The 22515-nt window shown below is 66.8% G+C and carries 21 protein-coding genes and 1 tRNA gene; 18 read left to right on the top strand and 4 right to left on the bottom strand.

All coding sequences use genetic code 11. The features are described from left to right. Positions 1 to 65: 65 nt before the first annotated feature. The gene (locus G3N61_RS30340; RefSeq protein ID WP_205824268.1) at positions 66 to 986 is read right to left on the bottom strand and encodes a glutamate/aspartate ABC transporter substrate-binding protein; all 921 of its coding nucleotides are present in this window, start codon (positions 984 to 986) and stop codon (positions 66 to 68) included. Positions 987 to 1199: 213 nt separating this feature from the next. On the opposite strand from G3N61_RS30340, the gene hutH reads away from it, so the two are divergent. From hutH to G3N61_RS30275, 13 genes are all read left to right on the top strand, one after another. Beyond that, entirely contained in the window at positions 1200 to 2723 is a 1524-nt protein-coding gene (hutH, locus tag G3N61_RS30335) for a histidine ammonia-lyase (protein WP_043190461.1), read from the top strand. 4 nt (positions 2724 to 2727) lie between these two features. Then, positions 2728 to 3423 (top strand): histidine utilization repressor, encoded by a 696-nt coding sequence (gene hutC, locus G3N61_RS30330; RefSeq protein WP_043190458.1) that lies wholly within the window; start codon positions 2728 to 2730, stop codon positions 3421 to 3423. Between the two features lie 39 nt (positions 3424 to 3462). Next, positions 3463 to 5151, top strand: a complete 1689-nt coding sequence (hutU, locus tag G3N61_RS30325) for a urocanate hydratase (RefSeq protein WP_043190455.1) — start codon at positions 3463 to 3465, stop codon at positions 5149 to 5151. Positions 5152 to 5153: 2 nt separating this feature from the next. After that, positions 5154 to 5765 carry a HutD family protein gene (locus tag G3N61_RS30320; protein ID WP_043190452.1) on the top strand — a complete coding sequence of 204 codons (612 nt, stop codon included), beginning with the start codon at positions 5154 to 5156 and terminating at the stop codon, positions 5763 to 5765. A 4-nt stretch (positions 5766 to 5769) separates the two neighbouring features. Further along, the gene (hutI, locus tag G3N61_RS30315) at positions 5770 to 6993 is read left to right on the top strand and encodes an imidazolonepropionase (RefSeq protein WP_043190451.1); all 1224 of its coding nucleotides are present in this window, start codon (positions 5770 to 5772) and stop codon (positions 6991 to 6993) included. Positions 6994 to 7050: 57 nt separating this feature from the next. Then, entirely contained in the window at positions 7051 to 8427 is a 1377-nt protein-coding gene (locus G3N61_RS30310; RefSeq protein WP_043190448.1) for a formimidoylglutamate deiminase, read from the top strand. A 59-nt stretch (positions 8428 to 8486) separates the two neighbouring features. Further along, entirely contained in the window at positions 8487 to 9284 is a 798-nt protein-coding gene (hutG, locus tag G3N61_RS30305; protein WP_205824267.1) for an N-formylglutamate deformylase, read from the top strand. Between the two features lie 354 nt (positions 9285 to 9638). Then, a complete protein-coding gene (locus G3N61_RS30300) occupies positions 9639 to 9863 on the top strand; it encodes a hypothetical protein (RefSeq protein WP_080741814.1) in 225 nt (74 codons plus the stop codon). A 168-nt stretch (positions 9864 to 10031) separates the two neighbouring features. Then, a complete protein-coding gene (locus G3N61_RS30295; RefSeq protein ID WP_205824266.1) occupies positions 10032 to 10838 on the top strand; it encodes a gamma-glutamyl-gamma-aminobutyrate hydrolase family protein in 807 nt (268 codons plus the stop codon). 12 nt (positions 10839 to 10850) lie between these two features. Next, positions 10851 to 12188 (top strand): glutamine synthetase family protein, encoded by a 1338-nt coding sequence (locus tag G3N61_RS30290; protein ID WP_205824265.1) that lies wholly within the window; start codon positions 10851 to 10853, stop codon positions 12186 to 12188. Positions 12189 to 12216: 28 nt separating this feature from the next. Next, entirely contained in the window at positions 12217 to 13611 is a 1395-nt protein-coding gene (locus G3N61_RS30285) for an aspartate aminotransferase family protein (RefSeq protein ID WP_205824264.1), read from the top strand. Between the two features lie 346 nt (positions 13612 to 13957). Beyond that, a complete protein-coding gene (locus G3N61_RS30280; protein ID WP_205824263.1) occupies positions 13958 to 14395 on the top strand; it encodes an STM2901 family protein in 438 nt (145 codons plus the stop codon). Then, positions 14388 to 14735 (top strand): DUF1493 family protein, encoded by a 348-nt coding sequence (locus tag G3N61_RS30275; protein WP_205824262.1) that lies wholly within the window; start codon positions 14388 to 14390, stop codon positions 14733 to 14735. The genes G3N61_RS30280 and G3N61_RS30275 overlap by 8 nt, the downstream gene beginning before the upstream one ends. Positions 14736 to 14854: 119 nt before the next feature. Here the strand turns inward: G3N61_RS30275 and G3N61_RS30270 are convergent. After that, positions 14855 to 14929 (bottom strand) — tRNA-Val (locus G3N61_RS30270). Between the two features lie 82 nt (positions 14930 to 15011). Further along, positions 15012 to 15494: an Lrp/AsnC family transcriptional regulator gene (locus G3N61_RS30265; RefSeq protein ID WP_205824261.1), complete on the bottom strand. Its 483-nt coding sequence runs from the start codon at positions 15492 to 15494 to the stop codon at positions 15012 to 15014. Between the two features lie 191 nt (positions 15495 to 15685). Between G3N61_RS30265 and G3N61_RS30260 the strand changes: the two genes are divergently transcribed. The 4 genes from G3N61_RS30260 to G3N61_RS30245 all read left to right on the top strand — a co-directional run bounded on the left by G3N61_RS30260 (position 15686) and on the right by G3N61_RS30245 (position 19971). After that, positions 15686 to 16900, top strand: a complete 1215-nt coding sequence (locus G3N61_RS30260; RefSeq protein ID WP_205824260.1) for an amino acid aminotransferase — start codon at positions 15686 to 15688, stop codon at positions 16898 to 16900. Positions 16901 to 16930: 30 nt separating this feature from the next. Then, entirely contained in the window at positions 16931 to 17317 is a 387-nt protein-coding gene (locus G3N61_RS30255) for a RidA family protein (RefSeq protein ID WP_043190431.1), read from the top strand. Between the two features lie 100 nt (positions 17318 to 17417). Further along, positions 17418 to 18458, top strand: a complete 1041-nt coding sequence (locus G3N61_RS30250; protein WP_205824269.1) for a porin — start codon at positions 17418 to 17420, stop codon at positions 18456 to 18458. A gap of 91 nt (positions 18459 to 18549) precedes the next feature. Continuing rightward, on the top strand, positions 18550 to 19971 hold the full coding sequence (locus G3N61_RS30245) for an amino acid permease (protein ID WP_043190428.1): 1422 nt from the start codon (positions 18550 to 18552) through the stop codon (positions 19969 to 19971). Positions 19972 to 19992: 21 nt separating this feature from the next. On the opposite strand, the gene G3N61_RS30240 is transcribed toward G3N61_RS30245, so the two are convergent. Further along, positions 19993 to 20895 carry a LysR family transcriptional regulator gene (locus tag G3N61_RS30240; protein WP_089450900.1) on the bottom strand — a complete coding sequence of 301 codons (903 nt, stop codon included), beginning with the start codon at positions 20893 to 20895 and terminating at the stop codon, positions 19993 to 19995. 173 nt (positions 20896 to 21068) lie between these two features. Between G3N61_RS30240 and G3N61_RS30235 the strand changes: the two genes are divergently transcribed. Further along, the coding region (locus G3N61_RS30235) for an acyl-CoA dehydrogenase family protein (protein WP_205824259.1) at positions 21069 to 22515 on the top strand (1447 nt) is incomplete at its 3' end.

Below are 22515 nucleotides of genomic sequence, written 5' to 3'. Positions count from 1 at the left end.
CGGTGCCCGGCTACGCGGCGTGCGTCGCGTGGACGCGTGCGTGAGCCGGGATCCGCGCGCGGCGCTCATTCGAGCGGCGCGTCGTTCGGCGCCGCGTAGCGCGCCTTGATCACGTCGCTCATCGCGAAATCGAACGACAACCCCTTCGGCGGCACCGGCTTCATGAACCACTTGTCGTAGAGCGCGTCGATCTCGCCGCGCTTCATCAACTGCACGAGCACGCCGTCGACGAGCGCCTTGAACTGCGGATCGTCCTTGCGCAGCATGAACCCGTAGGCTTCCGACGATTGCGGCGTGCCGACGATCTGCCAGTCGGCCGGCTTCGCGGCGAGCTGGCGCACGCCCGCGAGCAGCACGTCGTCCATCATGTACGCGGCCGCGCGGCCCGATTCGAGCGTGAGGCGTCCTTCGCCGTAATCCTTCGCGCTGATGATCTGCATGTTCATCTTCTTTTCCTCGTTCATCTTGCGCAGCAGGCGTTCGGACGTCGTGCCCTGGTTCGTCACGACCGTCTTGCCGGCGAGGTCTGGGAAGTCGCGGATGCCCGAGGTCGTGCGCGTGAGCAGGCGCGTCGTCGCGACGAAGAAGGTGGTCGAGAACGCGACCTGCGCGTGACGCGCGGCGAGGTTCGTGGTGACGCCGCATTCGAGGTCGACGGTGCCGTTCTGCACGAGCGGGATGCGGTTCTGCGACGTGACGGGGATGAAGCGCACCTGCAGGCCGGGCTTGCCGGTGCGCGCCTTCACGGCGGCGATCACGCGGTCGCACAGGTCCTGCGAGAAGCCGATCACCTTGCCGTTCGCATCGACGTAGGAGAACGGCACCGACGTTTCGCGATGGCCGATCGAGATCAGGTTGCTCTGGCTGATCTTCTCGAGCGTGCGCGGCAGCGGCTCCGCGGCGAGCGACGCGCCGCATGCGAGTGCGCACGCGGCGAACAGCAGGGGGCGGCCGAACCGGGCGGTGAATCGTGACGGGAAGGACATGGCGGTCTCCGTGGCGAATGGTGATCCGTATGTTGCCAAAAACAAAATAATTGCAACAACTGTTAAGCGCCGGATCACACGGGCCGATCCGGCGGGCCGTACCGGGCATCAGGGAAACTCCCAAGTCGAAATCGGTGAAATACGGGTTGTCTAGACAAGTTGGCGTGGCTACACTTCAATCCATTCCGAACTTGTCTAGACAGGATTGCTCACATGATTACGTTGACCCCCGGCCACCTGACCCTCCCGCAACTGCGCCAGATCGCACGCGAATCGGTGCAGCTCACGCTCGACCCGGCGAGCTTCGCGAAGATCGACGCCGGCGCGAAGGCCGTCGCCGACATCGCCGCGAAGGGCGAGCCGGCCTACGGCATCAACACGGGCTTCGGCCGCCTGGCCAGCACGCACATCCCGCGCGACCAGCTCGAACTGCTGCAGAAGAACCTCGTGCTGTCGCATGCGGTCGGCGTGGGCGAGCCGATGGCGCGCTCGTCGGTGCGCCTGCTGATGGCGCTGAAGCTGTCGAGCCTCGGCCGCGGCCACTCGGGCATCCGTCGCGAAGTGATGGACGCGCTGATCAAGCTGTACAACGCGGACGTGCTGCCGCTGATCCCGGTGAAGGGCTCGGTCGGCGCATCGGGCGACCTCGCGCCGCTCGCGCACATGTCGGCCGTGCTGCTGGGCGTAGGCGAAGTGTTCATCCGCGGCGAGCGTGCAAGCGCGATCGACGGTCTGCGCGTCGCGGGCCTCGCGCCGCTGACGCTGCAGGCGAAGGAAGGCCTCGCGCTGCTGAACGGCACGCAGGCATCGACCGCGCTGGCGCTCGACAACATGTTCGCGATCGAAGACCTGTACCGCACCGCGCTCGTCGCGGGCGCGCTGTCGGTCGACGCGGCTGCCGGTTCGGTGAAGCCGTTCGACGCACGCATTCATGAACTGCGCGGCCATCAAGGCCAGATCGACGCAGCGGCGTCGTATCGCGACCTGCTCGAAGGCTCGCCGATCAACCAGTCGCACCGCGATTGCGACAAGGTGCAGGATCCGTACAGCCTGCGCTGCCAGCCGCAGGTGATGGGCGCGTGTCTGGACCAGATGCGCCATGCAGCCGACGTGCTGCTGGTCGAAGCGAACGCCGTGTCGGACAACCCGCTGATTTTCCCGGATACCGGCGAAGTGCTGTCGGGCGGCAACTTCCACGCCGAGCCCGTCGCGTTCGCTGCCGACAACCTCGCGCTGGCCGCATCGGAAATCGGCGCACTGGCCGAACGCCGCATCGCACTGCTGATCGACGCGACGCTGTCGGGCCTGCCCCCGTTCCTCGTGAGGGACGGCGGCGTGAACTCGGGCTTCATGATCGCGCACGTGACGGCTGCCGCGCTCGCATCGGAAAACAAGACGCTCGCGCACCCGGCATCGGTCGACTCGCTGCCGACTTCGGCTAACCAGGAAGACCACGTGTCGATGGCGACGTTCGCCGCGCGCAAGCTCGCCGACATCGCGGACAACACGAAGCACATCCTCGCCATCGAACTGCTGGCTGCCGCGCAAGGCGTCGACCTGCGCGCGCCGTACCACACGAGCCCGAAGCTGGCGCCCGTGATGGAAACGATCCGCGGCAAGGTCGCGCACTACGAACTCGACCACTACTTCGCACCGGACATCGCCGTGATCGCGAAGCTGGTCGGCGAGCGTGCGTTCGCGAAGGTTGCGCCGTTCTCGTTCGCATCGGAACAGTAAGCCCATGAGCGCGCCGGTCTACCAGGAGATCAAGGACTTCATCCTGGCCCGCATCCACGCAGGCGAGTGGGAGGAGGGCGACCAGGTGCCGTCCGAGAACGAGCTGGCGCGCGAATTCAAGGTGGCGCGCATGACCGTCAACCGCGCGTTGCGCGAGTTGACGGCCGAGCAGGTGCTCACGCGCATGAAGGGCGCGGGCACCTACGTCGCGCGGCCGAAGTACGAATCGACGCTGGTGGCGATTCGCAGCATCTCGGAAGAAGTCGGCGCACGCGGGCATGCGTATCACGCCAGCGTGCTCGGCCTCGACACGATCCGCGCCGACGAGGCGATCGCCGACGAGATGCAGGTGGCCGTGCGCACGAAGCTGTTTCATTCGCAGGTGCTGCACTTCGAGAATGACGAGCCCGTGCAGCTCGAAGAACGATGGGTGAATCCGGCGGTCGCGCCGGATTACGCCGAGCAGGATTTCACGAACACGACGCCGAACCTGTACCTGATGCGCGCGGCTCCGCTGCAGCGCGTCGAGTACCGGATCGAAGCGGCGGCCCCGGCGCCGGAGCGGCGCGAGCAGCTGCGGATGGACGACGTCGAGCCGTGTCTGGTTTTACATCGACGCACCTGGTCGCAGGGCGTCGTCGCCTCGGTGGCGAATCTGTGGCATCCCGGCAGCCGATACCGCTTCACCGGGCATTTCTGATTCCTATTTGATAGTCATTTTCCTTCGGGAGCAGTCGTCATGAACCATCCGAAACACATCGATCCCCGTCTCGATCCGACGCGCACGATCCGCGCGCCGCGCGGCAACGAGAAAGTCTGCAAGACCTGGCTGGCCGAAGCGGCCTACCGGATGATCCAGAACAACCTCGACCCGGAAGTCGCCGAGCATCCGCATGCGCTCGTCGTGTACGGCGGCATCGGCCGCGCGGCGCGCAACTGGGAATGCTACGACCAGATCCTCGCATCGCTGAAGGATCTCGAAGAGAACGAGACGCTGCTGATCCAGTCGGGCAAGCCGGTCGGTGTGTTCCGCACGCACAAGGATGCGCCGCGCGTGTTGCTCGCGAACTCGAACCTCGTGCCGCACTGGGCAAACTGGGATCACTTCCACGAGCTCGACCGCAAGGGCCTGATGATGTACGGCCAGATGACGGCCGGCAGCTGGATCTACATCGGCAGCCAGGGCATCGTTCAGGGTACCTATGAAACGTTCTTCTCGGTCGCGAACCAGCACTTCAACGGCGATCCGTCGGGCCGCTGGATCCTGACGGGCGGCCTGGGCGGCATGGGTGGCGCGCAGCCGCTGGCCGCGACGATGGCCGGCTTCTCGATGATCGCGGTCGAATGCGACGAGACGCGCATCGACTTCCGCCTGAAGACGCGTTACGTCGACAAGAAGGCGACGACGCTCGACGAAGCGCTCGGCATGATCGAGGAAGCGAAGCGCGACGGCAAGCCGGTGTCGATCGGCCTGCTCGGCAACGCGGCCGACGTGTTCGCCGAACTCGTCACGCGCGGCATCACGCCGGATTGCGTGACCGACCAGACGAGCGCACACGACCCGATCAACGGCTACCTGCCGCAAGGCTGGACCGTCGCGCAATGGCGCGAAGCGCAGAAGGTCGATCCGCAGAGCATCGTGAAGGTCGCGAAGCAGTCGATGGCCGTCCAGGTGCGCGCGATGCTGGCGCTGCAGGAACGCGGCGCGGCGACGCTCGACTACGGCAACAACATCCGCCAGATGGCACTGGAAATGGGCGTCGAGAACGCATTCGACTTCCCGGGCTTCGTGCCGGCGTATATCCGCCCGCTGTTCTGCGAAGGCAAGGGCCCGTTCCGTTGGGTCGCGCTGTCGGGCGATCCGGAAGACATCTACAAGACCGACCAGAAGGTGAAGGAGCTGATCCCCGACGATCCGCATCTGCACAACTGGCTCGACATGGCGCGTGAGCGCATCGCGTTCCAGGGCCTGCCGGCACGTATTTGCTGGGTTGGCGTGAAGGATCGCTATCGCCTCGGCCAGGCGTTCAACGAGATGGTCAAGAACGGCGAACTGAAGGCCCCGATCGTGATCGGCCGCGACCACCTCGACACCGGTTCGGTCGCCAGCCCGAACCGCGAGACGGAATCGATGAAGGACGGTTCGGACGCAGTCAGCGACTGGCCGCTCCTGAACGCACTGCTGAACACCGCAGGCGGCGCATCGTGGGTGTCGCTGCACCATGGCGGCGGCGTCGGCATGGGCTTCTCGCAGCACTCGGGCGTCGTGATCGTCGCCGACGGTACCGCCGAAGCGCATGAGCGTCTCGGCCGCGTGCTGCTGAACGATCCGGCGACGGGCGTGATGCGCCATGCGGATGCCGGCTACGAACTCGCGCAGCAGACGGCCCGCGAAGCCGGCCTGAAGCTGCCGATGCTCGGCCGCTGAGCATGACGGCGCTCCACCAGGCGCCGGTGAACGCGACGATGATCCGCGCAGCGGATCTCGTCGCGTCGCCATGGAAGAACGGCGGTGGCGTGACGCGCGAAATCGGCGCGTTCCCGCCGGGCGCTGCGCTCGACGCGTTCGCGTGGCGCGTGAGCGTCGCGGACGTCGGCACGGCCGGGCCGTTCTCGCGTTTCGACGGAATCGACCGCACGCTCGTGCTGCTGTCCGGCGCGGGCATGACGCTCGCCGAGGAAGGCGGCGCACGCCACGTGCTCGATGTACCGCTGGCCCGCGCGGATTTTGCGGGCGAGGCGGCGATCGACGCGACGCTGCACGACGGCGCGACGCGCGACTTCAACCTGATGACGCGCCGTTCGGCTGCGCGCGGGGCGCTCGACGTATGGCGCGCAGGCGCGCACCGCATCGAGCATGCCGATACCGTGCTGCTGTATTGCGCGGCCGGCGAGGTTGCCGTTGAAATCGACGGCGCACGCTACACACTGGAAGAAATGGACACGCTGCGGCTCGACGGGCCGCGGCGTGCGTTTGACGTCGTCGTGAGCGGTAGCGGCGCGTTGCTCGCCGTGTCGCTCGCCATCGGCGAACGAGACTGAACGCATGAAATCGACTGTCTGGCATCACCTGAGGCTGTGTCCGCACGGCCATCCTGACGAGACGATCGACGACGCGGCGATCGCCGTCGACGAAACCGGCACGATCGTCTGGCTCGGCGCGATGTCCGCGCTGCCGCACGGTTATGCCCACTGGCAACGCGAGGATCTGCACGGCGCGTGGGTGACGCCGGGCCTCGTCGACTGCCATACGCACCTCGTGTACGGCGGCACGCGTGCCGACGAATTCGCGCAGCGTCTCGCGGGCGTCAGCTACGAGGAAATCGCGCGGCAGGGCGGCGGGATCGTGTCGACGGTGCGCGCGACCCGCGCGGCCGACGAGACGACGCTGTTCGTGCAGGCCGCCGCACGCCTGCAGCCGCTGCTCGCCGAAGGCGTGACCGCGATCGAGATCAAGTCGGGCTACGGGCTCGACCTCGCGAGCGAACGCAAGATGTTGCGCGTCGCGCGCCAGCTCGGCGAACGCTTCCCGGTCAGCGTCTACACGACCTTCCTCGGCGCGCATGCGCTGCCGCCCGAATACGCGGGCCGCGCGGATGCGTATATCGACGAAGTGTGCGACCGGATGCTGCCGGCGCTGGCCGACGAAGGGCTCGTCGACGCGGTCGACGTGTTCTGCGAACGCATCGGCTTTTCGCTCGCGCAGACCGAGCGCGTGTTCGAAGCCGCGACGCGGCGCGGGCTGCCCGTGAAGCTGCATGCGGAGCAACTGTCGAACGCGGGCGGCACGGCGCTCGCCGCGCGCTACCGCGCACTGTCCGCCGATCACCTCGAATTTCTCGACGAAGCCGGCATCGAGGCGATGAAGGCGGCCGGTACGGTTGCCGTGCTGCTGCCCGGCGCGTACTACTTCATCCGCGAGACGCAACTGCCGCCGATCGAACTGCTGCGCAAGCACGGCGTGCCGATCGCGCTCGCGACCGATCACAACCCCGGCACGTCGCCGCTCGAATCGCTGCTGCTGACGTTGAACATGGGCTGCACGCTGTTCCGCATGACGGTGCCCGAAGTGCTGCAGGGCGTCACGCGCCATGCGGCCGCGGCGCTCGGCCGCGCGGATCGCCACGGCGCGCTCGAGGTCGGCCGCCAGGCCGACTTCGCCGCCTGGTCGGTCGGCTCGCTGGCGGAGCTCGCCTACTGGATCGGCCGGCCGCTGTGCGAGCAGGTCGTACGCGGCGGCACGACCGTGTTTCGCCGGATGAATGGATAGTTTTGCAGCGGGCCGGGCACGTTAGCGCGTGATCCGGCCGCTCGACAAGGAATCAGAATGACCGACACCCTGTTGTTCGCGGACCATGCGTACCTGCCCGACGGCTGGCGCCGCAATGTGTTGCTGCGCTGGGACGCGGCCGGCACGCTGACCGGCGTGACGCCCGACACCGACGCACCCGCGGGCGTCGCGCGTGCGGCAGGGCCGGTGCTGCCCGGCATGCCGAACCTGCATTCGCACGCATTCCAGCGCGCGATGGCGGGGCTCACCGAATACCGCGCGAACCCGTCCGACAGCTTCTGGAGCTGGCGCGACCTGATGTACCGCTTCGCGCTGAAGATCACGCCCGACGCGCTCGCGGCGATCGCACGCTGGCTGTATGTCGAGATGCTCAAGTGCGGCTACACGTCGGTGTGTGAATTCCACTACGTGCACCACACGCAGGACGGCTCGCGTTATCCGCAGATCGCGGAACTCGGCACGCGTGTGATCGACGCCGCGCGCGCGGCCGGCATCGGCATCACGATGCTGCCCGTGTCGTACCAGTTCGCCGGCTTCGGTAACAAGCCGCCGCGCGACGACCAGCGCCGGTTCATCAACACGCCCGATGGTCTGCTCGAACTGCTCGACGCGATGCGTCGCACGGCGCCGGAGCACGGCGGGCTGCGCTACGGCGTTGCACCGCACTCGCTGCGGGCGGTATCCGAGAACGGCTTGCGCGCGCTGCTCGACGGGCTGCCCGACGATGCGCCCGTGCATATCCATATCGCCGAACAAACGGCCGAAGTCGACGACTGCGTGCGTGCCTACGGCGCGCGCCCGGTGCAATGGCTGCTCGATCGCTTCGACGTCGATGCGCGCTGGTGTCTCGTGCACGCGACGCACGTCGACGCAGCCGAAACGGCTGCCCTCGCGAAGCGTCGTGCGGTTGCCGGCCTGTGCCTGACGACCGAAGCGAACCTCGGCGACGGCGTGTTCCCGGCCGTCGACTATCTTGCGCAGGGCGGCGTGATCGGCGTCGGCTCGGACAGCCACGCGTCGGTCGACTGGCGCTCGGAGTTGCGCTTGCTGGAATACGGGCAACGGCTCGTGCACCGCGCGCGCAACGTGCTGGCGAGCGACACGCAGGCACATGTCGCCGATCGCCTGTTCGATGCGTCGCTCGCAGGCGGCGCGCAGGCCAGCGGGCGGCGTGTCGGTGCGCTGCGCGAAGGCTGCCGCGCCGACTGGCTCGTGCTCGATCCCGATCATCCGGCGATCGCCGAACACGACAGCACGTCGTGGATGTCGGGTATCGTGTTCGCGGAGCATGGCGAGACGCCGGTGCTCGACGTCTACACGGGCGGCGAGCGCGTCGTGAGCGGCCGCCGCCATCGCGACGAAGCCGTCGCGTATGCCGACTACCGCGCCGCGCTGGCGCAACTGCTGCGCTGACGCGCGCAACCGGCGCACGCCGCATGCGTGCGCCGGCAGACCTCCAACGGTGATGCGACATGACTGAACAACCGGCTGTATTCACGCTGAAGCAGGGCACGCTGCCGCTGCTGATCTCGATTCCGCACGCAGGCACGCACATCCCCGACGACATCGCCGCGACGATGACGGACGATGCGCGTTTCGTCGACGATTGCGACTGGCATCTCGAACGGCTGTACGGATTCGCGGCCGACCTCGGCGCATCGGTCCTCGTGCCGTCGCACGCGCGTTACGTCGTCGACCTGAACCGTCCGCCCGACAACGAGAACCTGTACCCGGGGCAGGACACGACGGGACTCGTGCCGGTCGATACGTTCGACAAGGCGCCGTTGTATCCGGCGAACGCACTGCCCGGCAACGACGAGATCATGCGTCGCCGCGATCGCTACTGGCTGCCGTATCACGACGCGCTGCAAAGCGAAGTCGCGCGCCTGAAGCACGAGCACGGCCGCGTGCTCGTGTGGGAAGCGCACTCGATCCGCTCGCACGTGCCGCGCTTCTTCGACGGCCGCCTGCCGGACTTCAACTTCGGGACGTCGAGCGGCGCGAGTGCCGCACCGGGTCTCGCAGAGGCGCTGGCCGCACGCGTGCTCGAACACGGCGGCTATACGGCGGTCGCGAACGGGCGCTTCAAGGGCGGTTACATCACGCGTCACTATGGCGTGCCCGATACCGGCGTCGAGGCCGTGCAGCTCGAGCTCTCGCAGATCACCTACATGGAAGAGACGCGTCCTTACGCGTATGACGAAACGCGCGCGGCGCGGATTGTGCCGCTATTGCAGACGCTCGTCGAAACCGCGCTCGCGCATCGTTGAGCCCGGGCCGCACGGATGCGGCAGCGCGGTGGAGCAGGTGGGTCGCACCCCGCCGGCACGTCACGCGCCGCACCGATGCAATGCACAACACGGCATCGATCCACGAGATCGATGCCGTTTTTTTCGTCTGATCGATGCCTTCATCGGCACCTGAAAATTTGACGCAATTTTTAGGTGATATAAGCTGAATGTCAGGAAGTCGTCACGCGCGCACCGGCGGCGGGGCCATCGATCGTGGCCGCACCGCGCCGGCATGCACTGCGAGACACCTTGCCGACGTGTCGCCGCGCGGCATTGCCGCATGCGCTTCATCGCGACACGTGTCCTGCATTCATCAGTCAGTCGAGTACGATCGTGAAAGCCGCCAGCCCTTCGATACGCCGGACGCGAAGTCCGTCGGCGGGCGCGCCGCCTCAGGCCGGGCCGATCCGGCATGCTGATCGCGGCACGCGTGCCGCCTTTTTACGCGAGCCTCGCTTCTTCGCCATTTCCCATCGCGGCCTGCGCCGCTTCAATCTCGTGACCGCGCACGTGTTCAGCGCGGTGCAGTGCGACGGCAGCGCATCGTTGTTGCCCTAGCGTCCTTTTCCGCTTCCGTTCCGGGTCGCACCGCCTGTTGCCGCATCGTCCGCGCGGCAGGATCGCGTGTGAGCATGCGCCGCGTCGCGGTGCACGCGTGCGGCGCCGGCACGAACCCTCATCGTCCCGCGTGCGAACGAGTCGCGCGCGATTACCGGAGAGATACCCATGCGCCCGCGCCCGATCGTAGCCGTTACCGCCGACCGCATCCTGCGCGGTGCGCATCCGAACCACACGGCGGGGGAGAAGTACCTGGCCGCGCTCGTCGATGGCGCCGGCGCGCTTGCATTCGTGCTGCCCGCGCTCGGCGCGCGCCAGCCGGCCGACGCGATCGTCGCGGCGGTCGACGGGTTGCTGCTGACCGGCAGTTATTCGAACGTCGAGCCGCATCACTACGGCGGCGCCGCGAGCGCGCCCGACACGCTGCACGATCCCGCGCGCGACGCGACCGCGCTGCCGCTGATCCGCGCGGCGATCGAAGCGGGCGTGCCCGTGCTCGCGATCTGTCGCGGCATGCAGGAGTTGAACGTCGCGTACGGCGGCACGCTGCACCAGCGGCTGCACGCGACGACCGGCTTCGACGATCATCGCGAGCGGCCGGCCGATCCGCTTGAACGGCAGTACGGCCCGGCGCACGTCGTGCAGTTCGCGCCGGGCGGCCTGCTGCAGCGGGTCGCGCGTGGTGCGCAGGAGGCGACGGTCAATTCGCTGCACGACCAGGGCATTGCGCAACTCGGCGCGGGGCTCGTCGTCGAAGCCAGTGCGCCTGACGGACTGGTCGAGGCCGTCAGCGTGCGCGGCGCGCGCGCGTTCGCGCTCGGCGTGCAGTGGCACCCCGAATGGCGCTACGCGGAACAGCCGCTGTCGCGCGACATCTTCGCGGCATTCGGCGCGGCGTGCCGCGCGCGCATGACGCATCGCATTCATGCAACCGGTGGCGCGATGCCGTCGCCGGCCGCATCCGACGTCGACTGATAGAGGCCGATCATGGAACCCGAACTGAGCGAATTCCTGCGACAGCACCGCATCACCGAGGTCGAGGCGATCATTCCCGACATGGCCGGCATCGCGCGCGGCAAGATCATTCCGCGCAACAAGTTCGAATCCGGCGAATCGATGCGCTTGCCGCAGGCCGTGATGGTGCAGACCGTCACCGGCGACTATCCGGAGGACGGTACGCTGACCGGCGTGACCGATCCCGACATGGTGTGCGTGCCCGATCCGTCGACGATCTGCCTGATTCCGTGGGCCGTCGATCCGACCGCGCAGGTGATCCACGACTGCGTGCACTTCGACGGCTCGCCGGTCGAGATCTCGCCGCGCTACGTGCTGCGACGCGTGCTCGATCTGTACAAGGCGAAAGGCTGGCAGCCGGTCGTCGCACCCGAGCTCGAGTTCTATCTCGTCGACATGAACGCCGATCCGGACCTGCCGCTGCGTCCGCCGGTCGGCCGCACCGGGCGCGCGGAGACGGGCCGGCAGTCGTATTCGATCGAAGCCGTGAACGAGTTCGATTCGCTGTTCGAGGACATCTACGAATACTGCGAGATGCAGGGGCTCGATATCGAGACGCTGATCCATGAGGTCGGCGCCGCGCAGATGGAGATCAACTTCGTGCACGGCGATGCGCTGTCGCTCGCCGACCAGGTGTTCCTGTTCAAGCGCACGGTGCGCGAGGCGGCGCTGCGCCACAACATGTACGCGACCTTCATGGCGAAGCCGATGCAGGACGAGCCGGGCTCCGCGATGCACATCCACCAGAGCCTGGCCGACGCGCGCACGGGGCGCAACCTGTTCTCCGACGAAGACGGCGCCGTGTCGCCGATGTTCCACAGCTATCTCGCGGGGCTGCAGAAGTACACGCCCGCGCTGATGCCGATCTTCGCGCCGTACATCAACTCGTATCGCCGCCTGTCGCGCTTCATGGCCGCGCCGATCAACGTGCAGTGGGGCTACGACAACCGTACGGTCGGCTTCCGTATTCCGCAGTCGGGCCCGTCGGCGCGCCGCATCGAAAACCGGATTCCGGGCGTCGACTGCAATCCATACCTCGCGTTCGCGGCGACGCTCGCCGCCGGCTATCTCGGCTTGACGCAACAGCTTGCACCGACCGAGCCGATCGCGTCGGACGGCTACAAGCTGCCGTATCAACTGCCGCGCAATCTCGAGGAGGGCATCTCGCTGATGGCGGCCTGCACGCCGCTGGCCGGCATTCTCGGCGACAAGTTCGTGAAAGCCTACCTGGCGCTGAAGGACACCGAATACGAAGCGTTCTTCCGCGTGATCAGCTCGTGGGAACGCAGGCATCTGCTGCTGCACGTGTGAGCGTGCGGCACTGTTATCCGGAGGAAACATGACCGATCGAAACGAAGCCTTCTCACCGCATTCGACCGTGGATTACCGCGCGCTCGACGCCGCACACCACATCCACCCGTTCTCCGACATGGGCGCGCTGAACCGCGCGGGCAGCCGCGTGATCGTGAAGGCTGATGGCGTCTACCTGTGGGACTCGGACGGTAACAAGATCATCGACGGGATGGCCGGCCTCTGGTGCGTGAACGTCGGCTACGGCTGCAAGGCACTTGCCGACGCCGCGTATCGCCAGCTCCAGGAACTGCCGTTCTACAACACGTTCTTCAAGACCACGCATCCGCCGGTGATCGAACTCTCCGCGATGCTCGCGGAAGTCACGCCGAAGGGCTTCAACCACTTCTTCTATTGCAACAGCGGCTCGGAAGGCAACGACACCGTGCTGCGCCTCGTGCACCAGTACTGGCGCGTGCAGGGCCAGCCGCAGAAGAAGTTCGTGATCTCGCGCAAGAACGGCTATCACGGCTCGACGATCGCCGGTGGCACGCTCGGCGGGATGGGCTACATGCACGAGCAGATGCCATCGAAGGTCGAGAACATCGTACACATCGACCAGCCGTATTTCTTCGGCGAAGCGGCGGCCGGCGAAACGCCGGAAGCGTTCGGCCTGGCCCGCGCGCAGCAGCTCGAAGCGAAGATCCTCGAACTCGGCGCGGAGAACGTCGCCGCATTCATCGGCGAGCCGTTCCAGGGTGCGGGCGGCGTGATCTTCCCGCCGTCGACGTACTGGCCGGAAATCCAGCGGATCTGCCGCAAGTACGACATCCTGCTGGTCGCCGACGAAGTGATCGGCGGCTTCGGCCGCACCGGCGAATGGTTCGCGCACCAGCACTTCGGTTTCGAGCCGGACCTGATCACGATGGCGAAGGGCCTCACGTCGGGCTACGTGCCGATGGGTGCGGTCGGCATTCACGAGCGCGTCGCGCGACCGATTATCGACAACGGAGAATTCAATCACGGCCTCACGTACTCGGGCCACCCGGTCGCGGCGGCCGTCGCGGTCGCGAACCTGAAGCTGCTGCGCGACGAAGGGATCGTCGAGCGCGTGAAGAACGACATCGGGCCGTACTTCCAGCGCCGGCTGCGCGATGCGCTGGGCGCTCATCCGATCGTCGGGGAGATTGCGGGAGCGGGGCTGGTCGCGGGCGTGCAGCTTGCGCGTGATCGGGACCGGCGCGAGCGGTTCGGCGCGAATGTCGATATCGGCACGATCTGCCGCGACTTCTGCTTCAACGGCAACCTGATCATGCGCGCGACCGGCGACCGGATGCTGCTGTCGCCGCCGCTGGTGATTCGCGAAGCGGAGGTCGACGAGATCGTCGACAAGGCGAAGCGCGCGTTCGATGCGACGGCGGTGCGGGTGGGGCGCGCGCAGTAAGCCGGCGCGGCATTGCGTGCGCGCCGAGAGACAAGCGCGACGCCAAAACGAAAAGGCCCGACCGGTATCAGCCGGTTGATCTGCCCTAGAAATTCTGGATACAAATATGCGTTAGTGTTTTGGAGGCAATTTTTCCAATAGGAGCGGGAGGTTGGCGATGAAGCGCAAGCAATACTCGGTGGAGCAGATCGTGGCCGCACTCAAGCAGGCTGATCGGGGTATGCCGGTGGCGCAGCGCATTGTTCGCTGCCGCGCAAAGATGAGCGCCGGTGCATAGCGAGCCCATTGTCTGCGCGGGGTCTTCACGATAACCTCTCGCGATCACCAACAAACATAATTCTGAGAGATGGCGAATACGTACAAATACGGGATTCATGAGGGCCTAACCCGTGAAGAACTCTTCTTCCTGATCTTCATCGACGAGACGGGCAAGGAGCTAGGCATAGATGACGCGGTCGGAATCGCAATGGTCCTGTCGGGGCAGCGGTTTGTTCCGACGCGCGGTAAGTTCGGCGGCGCGGTGAAGGGCACTTCGATTGCTTCGATCGTCTCTCGCCGCATGCTGCCGTACGAGCTTAAACAGCGCATCCTTCCAACTGTGACCTCGTTCACGAGCCTGATCCTGCTGCGCATCAAGTTCACTCGGAATATCGGAGCGTTTGTCGGCCGCGCAATTCCGGGCGTGGGCTGGATAATCCTGGCGTCCGACGTCACGATGATCTCGTATCGCTCCGTCACGACCTACAACAGCATGGTGAAGCCCGAGGACCGTTTGTATGGCTGATGCGTGGAAGCGCCTCGAAGCGTTCGTTGCTGCTGATGCGGGCAAGCCGCTCGTCGGTCGGCTCGAACTGACGCGAGACACGGACCTCTATCACGATCTGGACATGGAGCCCGACCACATCGAAGCGCTCGTCAGGCGATGGGCCGAGACGTTCGGGGTCGACCTGTCTGCGTTCGACATCCACTATTACTATCCGTCAGCGAAACTCGGCATCGGCGCCTTCCTCGCGACAGTCGTGAAGTCCCCGTTCAGCCCCTCCGCACGCGAGACGCTGGGCGGCCGGTCGCTGACACTCGGCATGATGGAAGAGGCGATGGAGCGCGGGCGCTGGGAAGCGTAGCGCGACGCGGGACTCGAACTGTCCCGCGACGCTGCTGAAAGAGGGGCGTGGAAAAGAAAAAAGGGTTTACGCATTTCTGCGTAAACCCTTTATTTCCGGCATTTCTGCCTTGAATTCTTTGGTGGGCGGTACTGGGATCGAACCAGTGACCCCTGCCGTGTGAAGGCAGTGCTCTACCGCTGAGCTAACCGCCCAAAGAAGAAAAGATTATGTCAGGAGTTTTGGGGTCTGTAAAGCACTTTCTGCAAATATTTTTCAGACCCGCGCAACGACCGGTCAGCCGGTCGTCGACGGCTCGACGAGATCGAGGATCGACCCGTCGCGCTTGAGCGTCGCGAGCACGATGCTCGAGTTGATCGACATCACGCCCGCGGCGCGGTGCAGCCGGTTGATCACGAAATCCGAATAGTGATCGAGATCGCGCGCGCGAACCGTCAGCACGTAGTTCGACCCGCCCGTGACGATCTGCGCCGCGATGACCTCCGGCCACTGCTGGATCGCCTCCACGAACCGGTCGTGCCACTCGGGTACGTCCGGCCGCATCGACACATGCACGAGCGCCTCGAACGCGACACCGACCTTCTTCGGCTCGATCGTGCAGCGATACCCAGCAATGGCGCCGCGTTCCTCCAGCAGCTTCACGCGCCGCAGGCATGCCGACGGCGACAGCGCGACCGCGTTCGCGAGGTCCTGATTGCTGATGCGTCCGTCCCGTTCGAGGTGCCGGAGGATCCGCATGTCGGTTCGATCCAGAGTCATTTCGCAGAATCCGGTGAATTTTGAGATGAGATCCGCAGACTCTACTGCAATCGGATCGGTTCGTCATCGAAAAGTGAAGCTCATTCTATTTCGTCCTCGATAACATGCGCCCCATGTCCCGGCCGCTCATCCCGACGCAACGTGGTGCCGCCGGTTGGTCCGCCGCCTTCAACCTTTACCGTCATTCCGCCATGTACCAACACGTTCCCGCCTACCCGGGCGATCCGATCCTGTCGCTGTTCCAGGCATTCCAGCAGGATGCGCATCCGCACAAGGTCAACCTGAGCATCGGCCTCTACTACGACGACGCGGGCCGGATTCCGGTTCTCGACAGCACGCGCATCGCGGCCGCGCAGCTTCGCGATGCCGGTGCGCCGCACACGTATCTGCCGATGGAAGGGCTCGCCGCGTACCGGCAGGGCGTGCAGCGCCTCGTGTTCGGCGACGACTGCGCGGCGCTCGCGGAAGGGCGCATCGCGACGCTGCAGACGCTCGGCGGATCGGGCGCGATTCGGCTCGGTGCGGAATTCGTGAAGCGCTATTTCCCCGACAGCGCGATCTGGATCAGCGACCCGACGTGGGACAACCACCGCGTGATCTTCTCGGCCGCCGGCCTCGACGTGCACACGTATCCGTACTACGACGCATTGCGCAACGACATCCGCGTCGACGCGATGCTTGCCACGCTCGATGCGTTGCCGGCGCGCAGCGTCGTGCTGCTGCAGCCGTGCTGCCACAACCCGACGGGGCTCGACCTCGGTCGCGACGCATGGCGCGCGGTGATCGACGTGCTCGTGCGGCGCGGACTGATTCCGTTCCTCGACATGGCGTACCAGGGGTTCGGCGACGGTCTCGCCGACGACGCGTGGGCCGTGCGCGCGATCGTCGAGGCCGGGCTGCCCGCGATCGTCGGCAATTCGTTCTCGAAGAACTTCTCGCTGTACGGCGAGCGCGTCGGCGGGCTGTCGGTCGTCTGCGCGAACGCGGGCGAGGCCGCGACGGTGCTGAGCCAGTTGCAGGCCGGCGTGCGCCGCACCTATTCGAGCCCGCCGCTGTTCGGCGCGCAACTCGTGTCGACCGTGCTGAACGACGACGCGCTGCGCGTGCGTTGGGAAGGCGAGGTCGCGCAGGTGCGCACGCGCATCAAGCGGATGCGCGGCGAACTGAAGGCCCGGCTCGACGCGCGGCTGCCGGACCGCGCGTTCGACGCACTCGTCACGCAGCGCGGGATGTTCAGCTACACGGGCATGGCCGCGACCGACGTCGACCGGTTGCGTGCGTCGCATGGCGTCTATCTGCTGCGCTCGGGGCGCATGTGCATCGCGGGCCTGAACGATGCGAACGTCGACCACGTCGCGAACGCGATCGCCGAGGTGCTCGGCGGCGCGTCGCGGCAGGCCGCCTGAATTTCCCGACCCGATCCGAAGGAGGACACGATGGCTGAAACGATCCCGGTCGACCTGCCGCAGCTCGCACAACCGTTCTCGTGGGCGACCCGCGCGGGCGGGTTGATGTTCACGGGGCACGGGCCGGTCGACGCGTCCGGTGCGATTGCCGGCGACACGATGGCCGAACAGGCGCGCATCACGCTCGCGAATCTCGCGAAGGCCGTCGCGGCAGCCGGCGCGACGATGGACGACGTCGCACAGGTGCTCGTCTACCTGTCCGACGTGAAGGCGATGCCCGAATTCGATGCCGAATACCGGCGCCACTTCCGCGAGCCGTATCCGAACCGGACGTGCGTCGGCGTGCAGGGTTTCGCGCATCCGGCGATGCGCGTCGAACTCGTCGCGTACGTCGCGCTGCCCGCGGCACGCATCTAGCAGGAACACCGCATTGCGCGGTGTGCAGTCACACAATCATCGATAAACGAGAACAGGACTGGAGGAGAACATGAGGACAATCCATCGATTCGCACTGCCAATGGTGGCGGGTGCGCTTGCCGCGAGCGGCGCGATGGCGCAGAGCAGCGTGACGCTGTACGGGATCGTCGACCAGAGCATTCGCTATACGACGCATGCCGACGCGTCGAACGATGCGAGCGTGCAGATGACCAACGGCGCGATCACGAACAGCCGCTGGGGGCTGAAGGGCAGTGAGGCGCTCGGCGGCGGGCTGAAGGCGATCTTCCAGCTGGAGAGCGGCTTCGAGCCGCAGAACGGGCAGCTCGACGGCGCGCTGTTCGGCCGCTACGCGTATGTCGGCCTCGCGAGCGACTGGGGTACCGTGAGGCTCGGCCGCCAGGCGACCGAGGCGTTCAACCTGTTCGGCGATCTCGATCCGCTGACGGTCGGCAACTACACGGCCAACATGTGGCCGTATTTCCTCACGCAAGGGCGTGCGAGCAACGTCGTCAGCTACGACGGCACGTTCGGCGGTCTGAACGTCGGCGCGAGCTACGGCTTCGGCGGCGTCGCGGGCAGCCTCGGCGCGAATGCGTACTGGGGCACGCACGTGTCGTACACGCAGGGCGGGCTGATGGTCGGCGCGACGTACCAGCAGGTGCGCGACCTGACGAGCCGCGCGCAGCAGGCGTGGGGCGCGGGCGCACGCTACGCGTTTGGCGCGGCGACGCTGTACGCGGGCTATCTCGGCGGTATCGACCGCACGGGCATGCTCGACCAGCAGCTGCTGAACGCGCCGGGCCGCGACGTGACCTACGGTGCGTTCGCGGACAACCCGCGCCGCGACGCGATCTTCTATACGGGCGCGAGCGTCAAGGTCACGCCGGCCGTGTCGGTGACGGGCGTCGTGTATTACGACGACATCCGCAACGTCAACGGCGTCGCCGGTAACGGCGGCAAGCGCTATACGGGCGTGCTCGAGGCCGAGTACGCTTTGTCGAAGGCCACGCAGGTCTACGCGACGGTCGACTACAACCGCGTGACGGGCGGCGCGTTCACGGAAATGCCCGGACGCGGCAACCAGACGGGCGTTGCGGCCGGCCTGCGCCATATGTTCTGAGCACGCGGCGCGCGGCGGCCGGCCGGTCCGGCGCCGGCCCGCGCGCCGTTGACGTTCCGACCGGACAATCGCTTTCGAACGAGGTCACTCGATGCAACCAGAAGGGCAATTCCAGCATATCGCGGCGCGCGAGCAAGGGCTGCGCCGCACGCTTTCCGCACGGCAGATGGCGATGATCGCGATCGGCGGCGCCATCGGCACCGGTCTCTTTCTCGGCAGCGGCTTCGCGATCGGCTTCGCGGGCCCGAGCGTGCTCGTCAGCTACGCGATCGGCGCGTTCATCTCGCTGCTGCTGATGGGCTGTCTCGCGGAGATGACGGTCGCGCACCCGACCTCCGGGTCGTTCGGCGCCTATGCCGAACATTACGTGAGCCCGTGGGCCGGATTCCTCGTGCGCTACGCATACTGGGCGTGCATCGTGCTCGCGGTCGGCACCGAAGTCACTGCGATCGCGCTGTACATGAAGTACTGGTTCCCGGGCGTGCCGGGCTGGCTGTGGATCGTCGGGTTCTCCGCGCTGCTGGTGTTCGTCAACGCGCGCAGCGTCGACGTGTTCGGCGCGGTCGAGTACGGCTTCTCGGTCGTGAAGATCGCGGCGATCGTCGGCTTCATCGTGCTCGGCGCCTATGTCGTGTTCGGCAATCCGGGGCTGGTCGGCGACGGTGCGGCACGCGCGGGATTCCACCATTACACGGATCACGGCGGTTTCTTTCCGAAGGGGGCGTGGGGCACGTGGGTCGCGGTGATCGTGTCGATCTTCAGCTACCTGAGCATCGAGATGATCGCGGTCGCGGCCGGTGAAGCCGAGGATCCCGAGCGCGCGGTCACGCGTGCGTTCCGCTCGACGATCGTGCGGCTCGTGCTGTTCTACCTCGTCACGCTCGCGCTGATGCTTGCGATCGTGCCGTGGACGGCGGCGGGGCGCGACGAAAGCCCGTTCGTGAAGGTGATGGAGGCGATCCACCTGCCGGGCGCGGCCGGGCTGATCAACTTCGTCGTGCTGATCGCCGCGCTGTCCGCGATGAACAGCCAGCTCTACATCACGACGCGGATGATGTTCAGCCTGTCGCGCGCGGGTCATGCACCGAAGGCGCTCGGGGAAGTGAACGCACGCGGCGTGCCGTTCGGCGCGCTGATGCTGTCGACGCTCGGCATCGCGCTGGCGACCGTGCTGAGCGTGCTGTATCCGGACGCGTCGTTCACGATCATGATGGCGGTGTCGATGTTCGGCGCGCTGTTCACGTGGATGATGATCTTCGTCACGCACTACTGCTTCCGGCGTCGCCGGGCGGCGCTCGGCCTGCCGGCGCCCGCGTTCCGGATGCGCGGCTTTCCGCTGCTGACGCTGCTCGGCGCGGGCCTGATGCTCGCGGTGATGGTGACGACCTACTTCACGGCCGAATTCCACATGACGCTGATCTTCGGCATTCCGTTCCTGGTTGCGCTGTCGGTCGTGTACGCGGTGTGGTATCGGCGCGCGCAGCCGGTACTCCAGCCCGACGCGAAGTCGTGAGGTAGCGGTCGGGCCGTGCACTCAGCCCGCGAGCGCGGGCAGTGCGTCGATCGATGCACGCACGTAGTCGGCGAAACGCAGCGCAACCGGTTCGGCCGTGCCGCTGCGCTTCAGTGCGAGCGTGCGCGATTCGAGCGACGCATCCTTCAGCGGCCGGAACGCGAGCCGGTCGCTCTTCACCTGCTGCAGCACGCGCGGCACGAGCGCGATCCCCATCCCGAACTCGATCATCGACAGGATCGTCTGCCACAGCCGTGCCTCGTGGCGGATCAGCGGGCTGAAGCCGGCGTTCACGCATTGCGCGATGATCAGGTCGTGATAGTGCGGCGCCGCTTCGCGCGGAAACAGGATGAACGGTTCGGCGGCCAGCGCGGCGAGCGCGACCTGCTTGCGCTTCGCGAGCGGATGCGCGGCCGGCAGGCAGCACACGAACGGTTCCGCATAGACGGGCGTCGATTCGACCTCGGGCGGGAAGTGGCCCCAGTGCGCGTAGCCGAGATCGATCTGGCCGCGCTGGATCGCCTGCACCTGCGCCTGCGTGTTCATTTCGCTCAGCACGACCTCGACACCGGGATAGTCGGCCTCGAAGCGCCGCACGGCATCGGGCAGCCCGCGATACAGCATCGAATGAACGAAGCCGATCCGCAGCCGGCCGGCGAGACCGGACGCGGAGCGCACCGTCAGGCGTTCGGCCTCGGCCGCCTGCAGCAGCAGCCGGCGCGCTTCGCCGAGCAGCACCTCGCCCGCGTTGGTGAGCGCGACGGTCTTGTTGGTGCGCGAGAACAACTGCACGCCGAGCGCGTCCTCGAACTTGCGGATGTCGAAACTCAGCGCCGGCTGCGAGATGAACAGGCGCTTTGCCGCACGCCCGAAATGCAGCTCCTCGGCGACGGCCACGAAGTAGCGCAACTGCCTCAGTTCCATGGTGTCCCCTCGCGGCGTTGGCATCGATAAGCGATATCTATCGTACCGGATAAATCCTGTATTGGACGCTTATCGATCGCGCGCCTACGCTCTGCGGAAGGCTTTGCACGGGACTGGCGAGGCGCCGCGGCGCCGCCGCCGGCCGACGTGCAGGCAACCCTGGAGACGCACGCATGAACGACACCGCTCGCACGCCGGACGCCGGCGCATCCAATATCCCCGACAGCCGGGGCATCAATTTCTTCACGGTCGATCCCGATCTCGGCGCGTTGCTGAAGCTTCATCTCGGCGATGCGCACTATGCCGGGCTGGCGCCGCGGCTGCACGCGCTCGGCGCGCGCGTGTCGGGCGAGCTCGACGAATGGGCGTCGCGCGCGGACAAGCACCCGCCCGTGCTCGAGCACCGCAACCGGCGCGGCGAGGCCGTGCAGCGGATCGACAAGGATCCCGCGTATGTCGCGCTCGAACGCGTCGCGTATGCCGAACTCGGGCTCGCGTCGCTGAGCCACGGGTCCGAATCCGTCCCGCCGCTCGTCAAGTACGCGCTGACGTTCCTGTTCGTGCAGGCCGAATTCGGGCTGTGCTGCCCGGTCAGCATGACCGATTCGCTGACGCACACGCTGCGCCGTCACGGCGATCCGGCGCTGGTCGCGCGCTACCTGCCGATGCTTGCGTCGCGCGATTTCGACACGCTGTACCAGGGCGCGATGTTCATGACCGAACAGGCGGCCGGGTCCGACGTCGGCCGCATCACGACGCGCGCAACGCGTGAGACGGACGCGCACGGCGAGACCGTGTGGCGCCTGCATGGCGACAAGTGGTTCTGCTCGAACGCGGACGCCGATCTCGCGATGGTGCTCGCGCGTCCCGACGGTGCGCCGGACGGCATCAAGGGGCTGGGCCTGTTCCTGTTGCCGAAGACGCTGCCGGACGGCACGCGCAACCGCTACCGGATCGTGCGGCTGAAGGACAAGCTCGGCAGCCGCTCGATGGCGAGCGGCGAGATCACGCTCGAAGGCGCGCAGGCGTTCCTGATCGGCGAGATCGGCCGCGGCTTCCACCAGATGGCCGACATGATCAATCTGTCGCGGCTGTCGAACGGCGTGCGCGCGGCGGGGCTGATGCGGCGTGCGCTGAACGAGGCGCTGCACGTCGCCACGCATCGCGAGGCGTTCGGCCGCAAGCTGATCGACATGCCGCTGATGCAGCGGCAGTTGCTGAAGATGTTGCTGCCGGCCGAGGCCGCCCGCGCGATGTTCATGCAGATCGCGTTGCTGCTGCCGCAGGCCGATGCGGGCGACGAGCAGGCCGCGCGCTGCGTGCGGATCCTGACGCCGCTGATCAAGTTCCGCGCGTGCCGCGATGCGCGGCGCGTGACGGGCGATGCGATGGAAGTGCGCGGCGGCACCGGCTACATCGAGGAATGGAGCGACGCGCGCGTCGTGCGCGATGCGCATCTGGGCTCGATCTGGGAGGGCACGAGCAACATCGTCGCGCTCGACGTCGCGCGGGCCGCGCAGCGCGAGCAGGCGCTCGATGCGCTGCGCGCGTTTCTCGGCGATCGCCTCGGCGCGGCGCCGCTGCCCGATGCGAGCCGCGCAGCGCTGCGGCGCATTATCG

Source organism: Burkholderia sp. Ac-20349, assembly GCF_017104865.1.
GTDB lineage: Bacteria > Pseudomonadota > Gammaproteobacteria > Burkholderiales > Burkholderiaceae > Burkholderia > Burkholderia aenigmatica.
This window is presented reverse-complemented; position numbering and strand designations above follow the sequence as displayed.